Source organism: Nocardioides carbamazepini (genome assembly GCF_024614185.1).
Classification (GTDB): Bacteria; Actinomycetota; Actinomycetes; order Propionibacteriales; family Nocardioidaceae; genus Nocardioides; species Nocardioides carbamazepini.
Map to the genome: position 1 here is coordinate 23,293 of NZ_JAHTLF010000003.1, position 13,409 is coordinate 36,701.

Consider the following 13,409-nt stretch of genomic DNA (forward strand, 5'->3'; position numbering starts at 1 on the left):
GGCCGGGACGCTCGTGCGAGCATCGGCGGATGGAACGGGTCCGCCTCCGCCGTCGTCGTGCGGATGACCTGCCGGCACTCGCCGAGGGGTTGCTCGCCCAGCAGCGCACGACGCGCTACCCGTTCCGTGACCCGTTGCCGGTGCCCGTCGAGCAGTTCCTCCACGCGGACGATGCGTTGTCGGCGTGGATCGCGGAGCTCGACGGCCGCCCGGTCGGCCACGTGTGCCGGACCGGTCCGCCGGCCGGGTTCCCGGACGCTGCCGCGCTCAACGACGCGTGTGCCGCGGCCAACGGCTGCGCCGTCGATGCCCTCGGCTGGGTGAGCACCCTGTTCGTGGGCGCCGACGTGCGCGGGAGAGGCCTCGGCCGGCTTCTGCTCGACGCGGTGGTCGACGACATCCGGGCAGCCGGCCTCCGCCCGTGCCTCGAGGTCCTGCCCGTGCACCCCGCGGCGTTGGCCCTCTATCGCCGGAGCGGCTGGTCCGAGGTGCTCGCGCTGCGGCCGGCCTGGCTGCGCGAGGCCGCGGGGGAGGAGGGCCCGGATGTCGTGGTGATGGTGCTGCGCACCGGTGATCTCGCGGGACCGGCGGCGCCAGGATCCTCGGACGACGCCTGCCCGACCGTGCGGTGACCGAGGGCGGACTTCTAAGATCCCGCCATGGACGAGTCCCGATGTCGTTTCCGTTCACCTGTCGCGTCGCGGGCGGGTGAACGGCGATGATCGACACGCAGACCTTCGTGAACCTCGGCCTGGTCGTGGCCTTCGTGCTGGTCGGCGGTGTCTTCGCGGCCACCGAGCTGGCCCTGGTCTCCCTGCGGGACTCCCAGGTGAGCCAGCTCGCGCAGCGCGGCGGTCGCGGCCTGCGGGTCGCGGCGATCGCCCGCGATCCCAACCGCTTCCTGTCGGCGGTCCAGATCGGGGTCACGGTCGCGGGCTTCTTCTCGGCCGCGTACGGCGGCTCGACCCTCGCGCCCGACGTGGCGCCGTACCTCGTCGACCTCGGGCTCGGCCCGGACGCCGCGGACACCGCCGCCCTCGTCGTGATGACGCTCCTGATCGCCTACCTCTCGCTGGTGCTCGGCGAGCTGGTCCCCAAGCGGCTCGCGCTGCAGCGGGCGGCCGAGGTGGCCACGCTGACCGGGCCGGTGCTCGACCGGTTCGCGACCTTGATGCGCCCGGTGATCTGGCTGCTCTCCATCTCCACCAACGCCCTCGTGCGCCTGCTCGGCGGCGACCCCGACGCGACGTCGGAGGAGGTGAGCAAGGAGGAGCTGCGCGAGATCGTCGCGAGTCACGAGGGCCTCGCGGCCGAGGAGCGGCAGATCCTCGGCGACGTCTTCGCCGCGACCCGCAGCAACCTCAAGGAGGTCATGCGCCCGCGCGGCGACGTCGTCTTCGTGCGGGGCGGCATGCCGCTGGCGGAGGCCGCCTCGTGGGTCGCCGACCAGCCGTACTCGCGCTTCCCGGTGATCGGCGAGGACTTCGACGACATCACCGGCTTCGTGCACGTCCGCGACCTGCTCGGTGACCACGGGGCGCACCGGACGGTCGACGACGTCCGACGCGACGTGCTGCACCTGCCCGGCACCAACAAGGTGCTGCCGACCGTCGTACTGCTCCGCAAGGAGGGGACGCACCTGGCCATCGTCGTCGACGAGTTCGGCGGCACCGACGGCATCGTGACGCTCGAGGACCTGGTCGAGGAGATCGTCGGCGACATCCGCGACGAGTACGACCAGGAGCCCGACGGACTCCTGGTCCGGCGCTCGGGCGGTCCCGCCGGTCCCGCGTTCGTCCCCGGTGGGCTGACCATCGAGGACGTCGCGGAGGAGACCGGCGTGGAGCTCCCGGACGGCGACTACGAGACCGTGGCCGGCTATCTGCTCGCCCGGCTCGGCCGGGTCGCCGAGGTCGGTGACGAGGTCGAGGTCGGCGCCGCCCTCCTGCGGGTCGCCGCGGTCGACGGGCGCCGCATCACCCAGGTCGAGGTCGTCGCGACGCCGGCGCCGTCCGACGAGCAGCCCGGCGACCCGGGCGGGTCAGGCGGGTCGGACTAGGCCAGTCGGGAGAGGCGGTGCGCCTCCTCGAGCAGCAGCCGACCCAGCACCGGCTGCCGGTCAGCGCGGAACCGCTGCTCGACGCCGGTGAGGGTCAGCGCCCACTCGGGCCGTCCGGCCTTGTCGAAGACCGCCGCGGCCATGCCCCAGGAGCCCTCGACGACGAGGCCGGGGTTGAGGGACCAGCCGGTACGGCGGGTGGCGGCGAGCCGTTCGCGCACGAGTGCCTCGGCGTGCTGCGGTCCCCACTCGGCGGTGGGGTCCGCGCGTGCGAGGAAGGCGTCCACGTCGCGGGCGGGGAGGTGGGCGAGGATCGCGACTCCGGCCGAGACGACGCCGAGCGGGAAGCGGGCGCTCTCGTAGAGGACGTAGGAGCGGATGGGGAAGTCGCCGTCCTCGCGGAGCAGGACCACCACCTCGTCGCCGCGCCGCACGGAGAAGAAGGCGCTCTCGCCGGTCTCCTTCGCCAGCCGGTGCACACTCGCCCGCGCCTCGTTGGTCAGGTCGTAGCGGGCGGCGGCGGCGACGCCGAGGACATAGGTCTCCGGGCCGAGGTACCAGCGTCCGGTGGCGGGGTCGCGGTCGGCGAGGCCCTCGGCGGCGAGCGACTCGAGCAGCCGGTGGGTGGTCGCGCGAGGCTGCCCGGTGGTCGTCGCCAGGTCGGTGGTGGTGGCGCCGGACTCGGCGGCGGAGAGCGCACGCAGCAGTGCGGCGGCCTTCTCGAGGACTCCGGGGGCGCGTGGCACGCCTCGATGGTACGTCCACTCAGTGGACGCCGATGCTCCTGGGCATCCGCCGAGTGACCACTTCCTTGACCGCGACGGGGTGGGGAGCGGTGAACTGGGGTTCATCCGGTGAGCAGACGAGCAGGAGTGCGCGATGAGGAAGCTGGCGGCGGACCCGCGAACAGCGGTGGCCGAGCGGGTCCGGGACGGGATGACGATCGCGGTCGGAGGGTTCGGTCTGTGCGGCATCCCGCGGGACCTGATCGAGGCGGTGCGCGACAGCGGCGTGCGCGACCTGACCATCGTCTCCAACAACATGGGCGTCGACGGCAAGGGCCTGGGCGTGCTCCTGGAGAACAGCCAGGTGCGCAAGGTGATCGCGTCGTACGTCGGTGAGAACAAGCTCTTCGCCCAGCAGTACCTCGACGGTGCGCTCGAGGTGGAGTTCTGCCCGCAGGGCACGCTCGCCGAGCGGCTGCGGGCCGGTGGCTCCGGCATCGCCGGCTTCTACACCCGCACCGGGGTCGGCACCGAGGTCGCCGAGGGCAAGCCGCACGAGACCTTCGACGGCGAGACGTTCGTCCTCGAGCGCGGCATCGTCGCCGACCTCGCCCTCGTGCACGCCAACACCGCCGACGCCGAGGGCAACCTCCGCTATCGCGCGACGGCGCGCAACTTCAACCCGCTCGTCGCGATGAGCGGGCAGGTCTGCATCGCCGAGGCCGAGACCGTCCTCGACGGCTTCCTCGACCCCGACGAGGTGATGACCCCCGGCATCTTCGTCGACGTCACCGTCCTCGCCAGCGACCGACCCAAGGACATCGAACAGCGCATCGTCCGGCCGCGCATCGACGCGGCGGCCGACGCCGGAGTGGGAGCCTGACATGCCCTGGACCCGTGAGGAGATGGCGGCCATCGCCGCCCGCGAGCTCAACGACGGTGACTACGTCAACCTCGGGATCGGCATCCCGACGCTGGTGGCCGACCACCTGCCGGCGGGCGTCAACGTGATGCTGCAGAGCGAGAACGGCCTGCTGGGCATGGGCCCGTTCCCCTACGAGGGGGACGAGGACGCCGACCTCATCAACGCCGGCAAGCAGACGGTCACGACCGCGCCGGGCGCCTCCTTCTTCGACTCCGCCACCAGCTTCGCCATGATCCGCGGCGGTCACGTCGACATCGCGATCCTCGGCGCGCTGCAGGTCGCGGCCAACGGCGACCTCGCCAACTGGACGGTCCCGGGCAAGCTCGTGAAGGGCATGGGCGGCGCGATGGACCTGGTCGCCGGCACCCGCCGCGTCGTGGTCATCACCGACCACGTGGCCAAGGACGGCACCCCCAAGATCGTCGAGCAGTGCACCCTGCCGCTGACCGGCGCCGGCGTCGTCGACCGGATCATCACCGACCTCGCCGTGCTGGACGTGACCGACGAGGGCCTGGTCCTGGTCGACGTCGCGCCCGGCACCGACGCCGACAAGGTCCGCGAGCTCACGGGCGCGCCGCTCAGGAGCCCAGCCGCTCCTTGATCTCGGTCTTGAGCACCTTGCCGACCTTCGATCGCGGCAGGTCGGCCCAGACCTCGACCTGCTTGGGCGTCTTGACGCTGCCGATCCGCTCCTTCACGAATGCCTGGACGTCCTCGGGTGCGACGGACCGCCCCGGCCGCAGCTGCAGGACGGCGGTGAGCCGTTCGCCCCACTTCTCGTCGGGCAGGCCGATCACCGCGCAGTCGGCGACGGCGGGGTGTGCCATCAGTGCCTGCTCGACCTCGGTGGAGTAGACGTTGAAGCCGCCGGTGATCACCATGTCCTTGGCGCGGTCGACGATGTGCAGGAAGCCGTCCTCGTCGAGGTAGCCGATGTCGCCCGTGTGGTGCCAGCCGTACGCCGACGCCTCGGCCGTCGCCTCCGGGTTCTTGTAGTAGCCCCGCATCACCAGCGAGCTGCGGACCACGATCTCGCCGCGCTCGCCCCGAGGCAGCGTCGTGCCGTCGGTGTCCATGATGGAGACCGTCACCAGCGGTGCCGGTCGCCCCGCCGATGACAGCCGTTCGTGGGCGATGCTCCCGTCGGGACGGAAGTGGTCGCGTGGCGCCATCGTGGAGATCATCATCGGCGCCTCGGTCTGTCCGAACAGCTGCGCCATGACCGGGCCGATCCGGGTGAGCGCCTCCTCCAGCCGGCGCGACGACATCGGCGCGGCGCCGTACCAGAAGCACTGGAGGGACGACAGGTCCGTCGCCTCGAGCTCCGGATGGTCGAGCACCATGTAGATCAGCGTCGGCGGCAGGAAGGTGTGCGTCACCCGGTGTGCGGCGACCGCGTCCAGGAAGCCCCCGACGTCGGGCGTGCGCATCACGGCGATCGAGCCGCCCGACGCCAGCACCGGGAAGCAGAGCACGCCGGCCGCATGGGTGAGCGGCGCCAGCGCGAGGTACGTCGGTCGCTCGGGCCCCTCGGGCCACGGGTAGCTCATCAGTGTGAGCGCCGTCATGGTCTCGAGGTTCGTGCCGGTCAGCAGCACGCCCTTGGGCCGGCCGGTGGTGCCGCCCGTGCCGACGATCATCGCGAGATCGTCGTCGGCCGGGCGGTCCGCCGGCTCCACGCCGCACGCGAGGAACTCCTCCCACCCCAGCGCCCAGTCGTACGACGCGTCGAGGCAGACCAGCGTCGTGACGGCGGGCAGGTCGCCGCGGATCTGGTCGACGAGCCCGGCGTAGGACGCCTGGAAGATCAACGTCGTGCACTCGAACAGGTCGAGCAGCTCCCGGTTCTCCCCGGCCTCGTTGCGCGGGTTGATGGGACACCAGACCGCGCCGGCGCGGCTGATCCCGAACACGCAGGTGAACGCCACGGGGTCGTTGGAGGCGAGGATCGCCACCTTGTCCCCGGGGTGCACGCCCCGCCCGGCGAGGGCGGACGCGATCCGGTCGGCGAGGTCCCCCACCTCGGCGTAGGACCACGTCCGCCCGTCGCAGACCAGGCAGGGCGCGTCACCCCCGAGCGACGCGCCCTTGTCCAGGTAGTCGACCAGCCGCACGGACCCTCCCCCTCAGCCCTCGACCGTCAGCACCGGCTCGGCGACCAGGCCGAACGCGCGCAGCTGGCCCAGGAGCTCGCGGTGGCCGAACGCCTTGCAACCCGAGGCGAACCCGACCCGCAGCGGCGGCTGCTGGAGCAGCGAGTAGGCCGCATAGGCCTGCAGCAGGCCGGTCTGCTTGTAGTTCTGGTTGCCGTGGATCACGCAGTGCGCGCGGCCGAGCGGGCCCGAGGCGTGCACCGAGTCGAGCGACTTGTTGAGCCGGGGGTTCTCCCGCGGCGGCATCTGGTTCATCACTTGCGCGGCGGTGGCGGTCAGCGCCTCGTCGCGCTCCGCCTCGCTCATGTCCTTGGTCGCCTCCAGCGCACCGGCGACGATCTGCGGGACGCCGTGCATCAGGGCCGCGTTGAAGACGCCGCCCTGCGCCTTGCAGTTGGCCACCCGCGGGTCCTTGCGGTACCAGACCGGGTGGGAGGTGCCGCCCCACGGCAGCGAGAGGGCGAGCTCGTGCTGCCCCGGTACGACGAGCGACACGAGCCCCTGCGACGGGTCGAACTCCGCGTACCGGTTCTGCTGCAGGAAGTGCGCCTTGGACGTGGCGGCGTTGACGAGGATGGTCTGGGTGGACGCGATCGTCGGCGATCCGCCCCAGAAGACCGCGATGTCGAGGGTGTCGAGGCCCGGCTTCTCGAGGCACAGCTCGGCCGCGATCTCGCCGGTCGTGTACATCTGGGCGATGCCGGGGGACAGCAGCAGGCCGGCGGCGGCGAAGTCGGCGCCGTACTTCTCGTCGCAGGTGATCAGCCAGTCCTGCTCACCGGTGGTGTCGAGGTAGTGGGTGCCGGCGGCGAGGCAGGCCTCGACCACCTCCGGACCGTGCTTGCTGAATGGTCCGACCGTGTTGCAGACGACGGACGCGCCGCGGAACAGCTCGGTCAGCGAGGCGACGTCGTGGCCGACCTCGACGATCTCGTAGTCGGCGGTCTCGATGCCGGGGACGTTGGCCTCCATCGAGGCCTTGAGCTTGCCGCTGTCGCGGCCGGCGGCGACGAACGGTACGCCGAACTCGCGCAGGTACTCGCAGATCAGCCGTCCGGTGTAGCCGGAGGCGCCGTAGACGATCACAGGCTTGGTGCTCATGGTGTTCTCCTCACATCCCCATTCCGCCGTCGACCGGGAGGCCGGCGCCGTTGACGAACTTGGCTCGGTCCGAGGCGAGGAAGACCACGGCGTCCGCGATCTCCTCCTCGGTGGCCAGGCGGCCCGACGGGGTCAGGCCGACGACGCCGGCGACCGCCTCCTCGGCCGACGGGAACAGGCCGAGGGTGGTCATCTCGTTGGCGAGGCCGGCGCCCATCTCGTTGGGGACCAGGCCGGGGTAGACGCAGTTGACCCGCACGCCGAGACCGAGCTTGCCGCTCTCCATCGCGGCGATCCGGGTGAGCCGGTCGACCGCCGACTTGGACGCGGAGTACGCCGACAGCGCGGGGAACGCGATGGTCGCGGCGACCGAGGCGATGTTGATGACGACGCCGCCCTTGCCCGCCGGGCCGCCCGGGCCCATGGTGCGGAAGGCGTGCTTGATGCCGAGCGAGGTGCCCACCACGTTGACGTCGAGGATCCGGCGCACGACGTCGGGGTCGAGGTCCACGAAGAGGCCGGCGACCTCGATGCCGGCGTTGTTGACCAGGATGTCGAGTCCGCCGACCTCGCTGACGGCCTGGGCGACCGCGGCCTCCCACGAGGCGTCGTCGGTGACGTCGAGGTGGACGTAGCTGCCGCCGATCGCCTCGGCGACGGTCTTCCCTTTCTCGTCCTGCAGGTCGGCGACCACGACGGTCGCACCGGCGGCGGCGAGGAACTCGGCGAACTTCCGGCCCAGGCCCTGGGCGCCGCCGGTCACCAGCGCCGTGCGTCCGGCCAGCTCGGCCGTGGTCGTTTCGGGGGAGGTCATGGGTGCGGCTCCTTCGCCGGTCGGTGAGTGATGAGCGCCACACAACCCCGTTTCCTTGACGACTGTCAAGACTTTCTTGGACAACTGTCAAGATTCTTCTTGGCACCCGCACACAAAGCGCCGTCCAGCCGGTAGCCTCGGGCCCCATGACGACTGCCACGGCTCGTCGTACGCCTGCTGACAAGCACGACGAGCGCCGCCGCGCACTGGCCGACTCCGCCCTGCGGACCCTCGGCGAGCTCGGCTACGCCCGCGCCAGCCTGCGCGAGATCGCGAACAACTCGGAGTTCTCCCACGGCGTCGTCCACTACTACTTCCACGACAAGCTCGACCTGATCGTCTACTGCGTGCGGCAGTACAAGGCCACCTGCGTGCACCGCTACGACGGGGTGGTGGCCGAGGCGTCGACCGCCGACGGCCTGGTCGCGGCCTTCGCCGACAAGCTCGTCGAGACGATCGTCGACGAGGCGCCGATGCACCGGCTCTGGTACGACCTGCGCTCGCAGAGCATGTTCGAGGAGAGCCTGCGCGAGGCGGTCCTGCAGATCGACCAGACGCTCGAGGACATGGTCTGGCGGGTGGTGGCGACCTACGCCGAGCTCGCCGGTCGCCCGGCCGCGATGACGCCGCACGTCGCCTACGGCCTGCTCGACGGCCTGTTCCAGCAGGCGCTGCTGGGCCATCTGTGCGCGCGGGAGGGCGTGCTCGACGACCTCCGCGCGCAGGTGCACCGGCTGATGCCGGTGCTCCTCGGTGCTCCGGCGCTCAGCGATCCCGGCTGAGCGTCGCCTCCGCGTCGAGCGCGGTCAGCTTGGCCGGGTTCCGGATCACCAGGATCCGGCTGATCCGGCCGTCCTCGATCTCCAGGCTGACGGCGGTGAGCTCGCCGCGCGCGTCGATCCGGGCGCCGGGCGCGCCGTTGAGCCACACCGACTCGACCGTGCCCCCGGGTGCGAAGACCGCGAAGTTGGCCAGCAGCCGCGCGACCGGCTCGGGACCGTGCAGCGGCTTGCGGATCGCCTGGGCGACGCCCCCGTGGTCGGCCAGCAGCACGACGTCGGGCGCGAGCGCATCCAGGAGACCCTGCAGGTCGCCGCCCCGCACCGCCTCGAGGAACCGCTCGACCACGGCCTGCTGCTCGGTCCGGTCCACGTCGACCCGCGGTCGCCGGGCGGCCACGTGGTTGCGGGCCCGCACCGCGATCTGCCGCACGGCGGCCGGCGTCTTGTCCACGGCGGCCGCGATCTCGTCGTACGGCGTGTCGAAGACCTCGCGCAGTACGAACACCGCGCGCTCGGTGGGTCCGAGGGTCTCCAGCACGGTCAGCATCGCCATCGAGACGCTCTCCGCGAGCTCGACGTCCTCGGCGACGTCGGGCGCGGTCAGCAGGGGCTCGGGCAGCCACTCGCCGACATAGTCCTCGCGTCGCCGGGCCAGGCTGCGCAGCCGGTTGAGGGCCTGGCGGGTGACGATGCGGACCAGGTACGCCCGCGGGTCACGCACCTCGGCGGCGTCGACCCCGTCCCACCGCAGCCACGTCTCCTGGACGACGTCCTCCGCGTCGGCCGCCGAGCCGAGCATCTCGTAGGCGACGGTGAAGAGCAGGTTGCGGTGGGTGACGAAGGGGTCGGCTCCGCTCATGCCGACGAGCCTACGGTCGCCGACGGACCGGGCTGCGCCAGCGGCTTCATGCCGCACGCCGCCGCGAAGCCCTCGGACTCGATGCCGAGCGCCGTGTTGGAGCGGGTCGTCATGTTGGCGAAGCCGATCACGGTCGTCAGCTCGAGCAGACCCGCCGGCCCCAGGGCGGCGAGCAGCGGCGCGACCATCTCGTCGGTCACCGTCGGCGGCGTCTGGCTCGCCGCCTCGGCGTACTCCAGCACCTGGCGCTCCAGCGGGCTGAACACCGCCGAGTCCCGCCAGCGCGGGACCTCGCGGGCCTTGTCCTCGTCCAGGCCCTTGTCGCGGGACATGAAGTAGTTGAAGTCCAGGCACCAGGTGCAGCCGACGAGGGACGCGACGGCCATGTGCGCGTAGGTCTTCAGCGTCTCGTCGCAGGCGTCCCACTTCTGCAGCTTCTGGCCGTAGGCCATGCTCGCCTTGAGGGCCGGCAGGTGGTGCCACATCACGCCGAGGGACTCGGGCACGCGGCCGAACATCCGGCCGGCGAACTTCTTGACCAGGGCGCCGTAGAGGCCGGTGATCGGGGCCGCGGGCACGCGGGTGGGGTGCGGGGTGGTGGTCATGTCGTCCTCCTCGTTGGGGTGGGTTCGACATCAAGACACCGGGCGTGCGACGGATGTGACAGTCAGGTCGCGTAGCCGAGGCCCAGCTCCGCCATCGCCTGCTCCAGCCGGTCGAGCGCGATCGGCCCGACGCCGTGCAGCGCGGCGAGGTCGGCACGCCGCCAGCCGCTGACGGCCTCGAGCGTGTGCACGTCGACCTCCCGCAGCGCACGGGTGGCGGGGGCGCCGATGGTGCGCGGCAACGGGGATCCGGTACGCCGCGGGGCACGCTCGCGCGGGCCGTCCTCGTGGTCCAGGACGGCCTCGCCGCGCGAGGAGAGGCGGTACCCGATCGCCAGCGACTCGGTCAGCCCCCGCTCCTTGAGCTTGCGCACGTCCTTCTTGAAGTCGAGGGTCTCGCGGCCCAGCTCCGCCGCCAGGTCGGGAGCCCGGACCTCCGGGTTGCGGTCGATGATGCGCAGGGTGGCCCGGGTCCACGGCCCGATCGCGGAGGCCGCGTCCAGCCGGTCCAGGCCGGCCAGGATGCGAGGAACCTCCGCGGCGTCGGGGACCGCGGCGCGCAGCGCCTCACGCGGGTCGGGGCCGCCGTACCTCAGGCCGATGCGGAAGACCGGCCGGTCCGGCCGTGCTGACAATGCCCCCTTGAGCGCGGTGAGCGATGTGGCTCCCGCGCGGCGGGCGTCGTCGGCGCGCAGTGCCGAGAGCCCCACCTGCTCGACGCTGACCACCTCGACCACGCCGACCGCGGTGCGCAGCCGGCTGCCGACCTTCACCCGCGGGCGGTCCCAGCGGCGGAAGGCCAGGTCGACCGTGCCGTCGCGGACGCCCTCGAGCTCGACGGGTCGCATCATCACGGCCCCGAGCATAGGGAACCCGTCCCGCGGCGGACGACCTGATCGTGGACCCAGATGACGCCGACCCGGCGCAGATTGAACCTCAGATGACGCCGACCCGGCTCAGATTGAACCCCAGATGACGCCGACCCGGCGCAGAGTGACGTACGAGCAGTTCAATCTGCGCCGGGTCGGCGGGCATGGGGCATCAGTCTGCGCCGGGTCGGCGGGCATGGGGCATCAGTCTGCGCCGGGTCGGCGGGCATGGGGCATCAGTCTGCGCCGGGTCGGGGAATGAGCCGCTCCAGGAGCATCGCCGCGATTCGTCTCGGCCCGACCGATGAGTCCGCGGGCGCGCCCCGGTCAGCACCGGCATGGGCATCGTGACCGCGGACATCGGCATCACCCTCGACGGCTTCGGCGCGGCGGCGGACCAGTCCCTGGAGCACCCGTTCGGCTCGATCGACGAGCACCGGCTGCACAGCTGGATGTTCGAGCACGGCGACGACAACGCGGCGGAGGTCGCGGCGATAGTCGATGCCGGCGCCTTCGTGATGGGCCGCAACATGTTCGACCCCGGCCGCGGCGACTGGGACCTCTCCTGGCGCGGCTGGTGGGGCGAGGACCCGCCGTACCACGCGCCGGTCTTCGTGCTCACCCATCACGCGCGTGAGCCGTTGCCGATGGAGGGCGGCACGACCTTCCACTTCGTCACCGACGGCCTCGCGTCGGCGCTCGCGCAGGCTCGCGCCGCCGCCGGTGAGCGCGATGTCGCCGTCGCGGGCGGCGCCTCCACCATCAACGCCTGCCTCGCGGCGGGCGTGCTCGACGAGCTGCGGCTCCATGTCGCGCCGTTCGTCGCCGGGCTGGCCACCGGCTCCCGGATGTTCGACGGGGTCGGTCCGCTCGGGCTCGAGCCGGTGGCGGCCCGGCACACGCCGCACGTCACCCACCTGACCTACCGGCGGGCGTAGGGGCGCGTTCAGTCGAGGGCCACCACGGCGAGCGGGAGGTCGAGGACCCGCTGTTCCGGCGGCAGGGTGTCGAAGGAGACGCCGTCGAGGAGGTCGCCGCACAGGTGCCGGCCGCTGTTGCTCGACAGGATCCGGCCGAAGCTGTTGACCACGGCGATCCGGGGCCCGGCGGCGCGCAGCGGCGGGAGCAGGGCCCGCTCGGCGTTCTTCACCGCGATGTCGGCGCCGCCCACGCCGCAGAACCGGCCGCCGACGACGACGGGCACGGTGAAGGTGAGGGTGTACTCCTCGGTGCACAGATAGTCGACGTACGGCCCGGTGACGTGGCGGTGCCCGGTGTCGCGCGGGACGACGAACCACGGCAGGTGCTCGTAGTCGTAGAACCCGATCGCCTGCGGCTCGGAGTGGGTGACCAGGCGCTGGGGGCGGCCGTCGGGGTCGCGGGCGAACCACTCGAGCCACCATTCGGCGTCCTGGAGGACCTCGGGCGCGGCGACGAAGCCCGCTCCCTGCACGGGCTGTCGTCCGTCGCCGAGCACGGGGACGACGAGGGGCTCGACCGGGTCGAGGTCGGCGCGGCGCGGCGCGGTCCGCCCGGCGAGGGCGCGGGTGACCGTCTCGGCGATCCGGTCGGCCAGGCCGAAGGCCTGGTCGGCGAGCTCGGCGACGGCGGCATGCACCGGCGCGACGTCGCCGGGGGAGAGGCGGAGCCTGTGCTTCGAGGACTTCATCGGTGGACCTCGCTCAGCTGGTAGTCGATGAGACGGGCGGTGGAGTCGGCCACCCGCTGCTCGGCCGCCTCGCGGGCGGCATGGGGATCGCGGTCGGCGATCGCGGCGACGACGGCCCGGCAGCTGCGGACCATCTGGGCGTGGCTGTCGTCGTCGCCGAAGGCGAGCCACAGCAGGGTCCCGAACTCGGCCTGGAGGCCGACCTCCTCGTGGTAGAGGCGGGGGGACTGGGCGGCCGCGGCCACCTCGATGTGGAACTGCGCGTCGGCCCGCCGACGGGCGTCGGGCTTCTCCGCGTGCTCGAGCGCGTCGGCGACCCGCTGCAGCCGATCGACGTCGTCGGGGCTGGACCGCCGGGCGGCCAGGGCCGCGCTGGCGCCGCAGATGGCGGCGTACACGTCGCCGAGGTCGCGCAGCTCGCCGAGGCTGAACCCGTCGAGCCGGCGGCGGGCGAGGTGGCTGACGCCGTTCTCGGGCGTGCGCACGAAGCTGCCGCCGCCACGTCCGCGGCGGGTCTCGATCAGTCCCTCGGAGCGCAGCACGGACAGCGCCTCGCGGACGGTGACGGTGGAGACGCCGAAGATCCCCGCGAGGTCCAGCTCGCCGGGGAGCTGCTCGGCATCGGGGAGGAGGCCGAGCGCGATCGCGTCGGTGAGCCGACGTACGACGAGCTCCGAACGGCTCAGCGACTCCAGCGGTGAGAACACCGCCGCGGATGCACGTCCGTAGAACGGCACGGCCACCGTCTCTCCTCCTCCAGTCCCGGACGACCCCCGCGTGTCGCCTTTTCGGGGCAATCTTGCCGGACGCTCTTGTGCTTTGAACTGTGAAGTCATATGTTAACGCCG

General features: G+C 72.2%; 15 protein-coding genes. 6 read left to right on the forward strand and 9 right to left on the reverse strand.

The genetic code is table 11. The annotated features are described in order from the left end of the window. Positions 1-29 precede the first annotated feature (29 nt). Together KVF89_RS00695 and KVF89_RS00700 are read left to right on the forward strand one after the other, a co-directional pair. The gene (locus KVF89_RS00695; protein ID WP_257422573.1) at positions 30-632 is read left to right on the forward strand and encodes a GNAT family N-acetyltransferase; all 603 of its coding nucleotides are present in this window, start codon (positions 30-32) and stop codon (positions 630-632) included. A gap of 86 nt (positions 633-718) precedes the next feature. Next, positions 719-2,059, forward strand: a complete 1,341-nt coding sequence (locus tag KVF89_RS00700; protein ID WP_257422574.1) for a hemolysin family protein — start codon at positions 719-721, stop codon at positions 2,057-2,059. On the opposite strand, the gene KVF89_RS00705 is transcribed toward KVF89_RS00700, so the two are convergent. After that, the gene (locus KVF89_RS00705) at positions 2,056-2,805 is read right to left on the reverse strand and encodes an IclR family transcriptional regulator (RefSeq protein WP_257422575.1); all 750 of its coding nucleotides are present in this window, start codon (positions 2,803-2,805) and stop codon (positions 2,056-2,058) included. The genes KVF89_RS00700 and KVF89_RS00705 overlap by 4 nt on opposite strands. Before the next feature lie 133 nt (positions 2,806-2,938). On the opposite strand from KVF89_RS00705, the gene KVF89_RS00710 reads away from it, so the two are divergent. Together KVF89_RS00710 and KVF89_RS00715 are read left to right on the forward strand one after the other, a co-directional pair. After that, positions 2,939-3,667, forward strand: a complete 729-nt coding sequence (locus KVF89_RS00710; protein ID WP_257422576.1) for a CoA transferase subunit A — start codon at positions 2,939-2,941, stop codon at positions 3,665-3,667. A gap of 1 nt (position 3,668) precedes the next feature. Beyond that, positions 3,669-4,310, forward strand: a complete 642-nt coding sequence (locus tag KVF89_RS00715; RefSeq protein WP_257422577.1) for a CoA transferase subunit B — start codon at positions 3,669-3,671, stop codon at positions 4,308-4,310. Here the strand turns inward: KVF89_RS00715 and KVF89_RS00720 are convergent. Genes KVF89_RS00720 through KVF89_RS00730 form a run of 3 tightly spaced genes read right to left on the reverse strand, consistent with a single transcriptional unit; the run spans position 4,288 to position 7,777 of the window. Next, positions 4,288-5,823: an acyl-CoA synthetase gene (locus KVF89_RS00720; protein ID WP_257422578.1), complete on the reverse strand. Its 1,536-nt coding sequence runs from the start codon at positions 5,821-5,823 to the stop codon at positions 4,288-4,290. The genes KVF89_RS00715 and KVF89_RS00720 overlap by 23 nt on opposite strands. A gap of 12 nt (positions 5,824-5,835) precedes the next feature. Further along, entirely contained in the window at positions 5,836-6,963 is a 1,128-nt protein-coding gene (locus KVF89_RS00725) for a DUF5938 domain-containing protein (RefSeq protein ID WP_257422579.1), read from the reverse strand. Positions 6,964-6,973: 10 nt separating this feature from the next. Continuing rightward, positions 6,974-7,777, reverse strand: a complete 804-nt coding sequence (locus KVF89_RS00730; RefSeq protein WP_257422580.1) for an SDR family NAD(P)-dependent oxidoreductase — start codon at positions 7,775-7,777, stop codon at positions 6,974-6,976. A gap of 146 nt (positions 7,778-7,923) precedes the next feature. On the opposite strand from KVF89_RS00730, the gene KVF89_RS00735 reads away from it, so the two are divergent. Further along, positions 7,924-8,559, forward strand: coding sequence for a TetR/AcrR family transcriptional regulator (locus KVF89_RS00735; protein WP_257422581.1), 636 nt, complete (start codon positions 7,924-7,926; stop codon positions 8,557-8,559). Here KVF89_RS00735 and KVF89_RS00740 read toward each other — a convergent pair. From KVF89_RS00740 to KVF89_RS00750, 3 genes are all read right to left on the reverse strand, one after another. Beyond that, positions 8,543-9,418: an RNA polymerase sigma-70 factor gene (locus tag KVF89_RS00740; RefSeq protein WP_257422582.1), complete on the reverse strand. Its 876-nt coding sequence runs from the start codon at positions 9,416-9,418 to the stop codon at positions 8,543-8,545. The two genes, KVF89_RS00735 and KVF89_RS00740, sit on opposite strands and share 17 nt — an antisense overlap. Further along, positions 9,415-10,023: a carboxymuconolactone decarboxylase family protein gene (locus KVF89_RS00745; RefSeq protein ID WP_257422583.1), complete on the reverse strand. Its 609-nt coding sequence runs from the start codon at positions 10,021-10,023 to the stop codon at positions 9,415-9,417. Before KVF89_RS00745 ends, KVF89_RS00740 begins: the two co-directional genes overlap by 4 nt. Before the next feature lie 62 nt (positions 10,024-10,085). Further along, complete coding sequence (locus tag KVF89_RS00750) at positions 10,086-10,877, reverse strand: helix-hairpin-helix domain-containing protein (protein WP_257422584.1); 792 nt, start codon at positions 10,875-10,877, stop codon at positions 10,086-10,088. 353 nt (positions 10,878-11,230) lie between these two features. Between KVF89_RS00750 and KVF89_RS00755 the strand changes: the two genes are divergently transcribed. Further along, positions 11,231-11,830: a dihydrofolate reductase family protein gene (locus KVF89_RS00755; RefSeq protein ID WP_257422585.1), complete on the forward strand. Its 600-nt coding sequence runs from the start codon at positions 11,231-11,233 to the stop codon at positions 11,828-11,830. Between the two features lie 8 nt (positions 11,831-11,838). On the opposite strand, the gene KVF89_RS00760 is transcribed toward KVF89_RS00755, so the two are convergent. Both KVF89_RS00760 and KVF89_RS00765 read right to left on the reverse strand, forming a co-directional pair. Beyond that, positions 11,839-12,561 carry a cache domain-containing protein gene (locus KVF89_RS00760; protein WP_257422586.1) on the reverse strand — a complete coding sequence of 241 codons (723 nt, stop codon included), beginning with the start codon at positions 12,559-12,561 and terminating at the stop codon, positions 11,839-11,841. Beyond that, the gene (locus KVF89_RS00765) at positions 12,558-13,304 is read right to left on the reverse strand and encodes a FadR/GntR family transcriptional regulator (protein WP_257422587.1); all 747 of its coding nucleotides are present in this window, start codon (positions 13,302-13,304) and stop codon (positions 12,558-12,560) included. The genes KVF89_RS00760 and KVF89_RS00765 overlap by 4 nt, the downstream gene beginning before the upstream one ends. Between the last annotated feature and the right edge of the window lie 105 nt (positions 13,305-13,409).

Excerpts from the sequence above, each read along its gene's own strand:
- KVF89_RS00715 (WP_257422577.1), top strand. The coding sequence starts at position 3,669 with ATGCCCTGGACCCGTGAGGAGATGGCGGCCATCGCCGCCCGCGAGCTC.
- KVF89_RS00745 (WP_257422583.1), bottom strand. The coding sequence starts at position 10,023 with ATGACCACCACCCCGCACCCCACCCGCGTGCCCGCGGCCCCGATCACC.
- KVF89_RS00695 (WP_257422573.1), top strand. The coding sequence starts at position 30 with ATGGAACGGGTCCGCCTCCGCCGTCGTCGTGCGGATGACCTGCCGGCA.
- KVF89_RS00755 (WP_257422585.1), top strand. The coding sequence starts at position 11,231 with ATGGGCATCGTGACCGCGGACATCGGCATCACCCTCGACGGCTTCGGC.
- KVF89_RS00730 (WP_257422580.1), bottom strand. The coding sequence starts at position 7,777 with ATGACCTCCCCCGAAACGACCACGGCCGAGCTGGCCGGACGCACGGCG.
- KVF89_RS00725 (WP_257422579.1), bottom strand. The coding sequence starts at position 6,963 with ATGAGCACCAAGCCTGTGATCGTCTACGGCGCCTCCGGCTACACCGGA.
- KVF89_RS00700 (WP_257422574.1), top strand. The coding sequence starts at position 719 with ATGATCGACACGCAGACCTTCGTGAACCTCGGCCTGGTCGTGGCCTTC.
- KVF89_RS00735 (WP_257422581.1), top strand. The coding sequence starts at position 7,924 with ATGACGACTGCCACGGCTCGTCGTACGCCTGCTGACAAGCACGACGAG.
- KVF89_RS00740 (WP_257422582.1), bottom strand. The coding sequence starts at position 9,418 with ATGAGCGGAGCCGACCCCTTCGTCACCCACCGCAACCTGCTCTTCACC.
- KVF89_RS00710 (WP_257422576.1), top strand. The coding sequence starts at position 2,939 with ATGAGGAAGCTGGCGGCGGACCCGCGAACAGCGGTGGCCGAGCGGGTC.
- KVF89_RS00760 (WP_257422586.1), bottom strand. The coding sequence starts at position 12,561 with ATGAAGTCCTCGAAGCACAGGCTCCGCCTCTCCCCCGGCGACGTCGCG.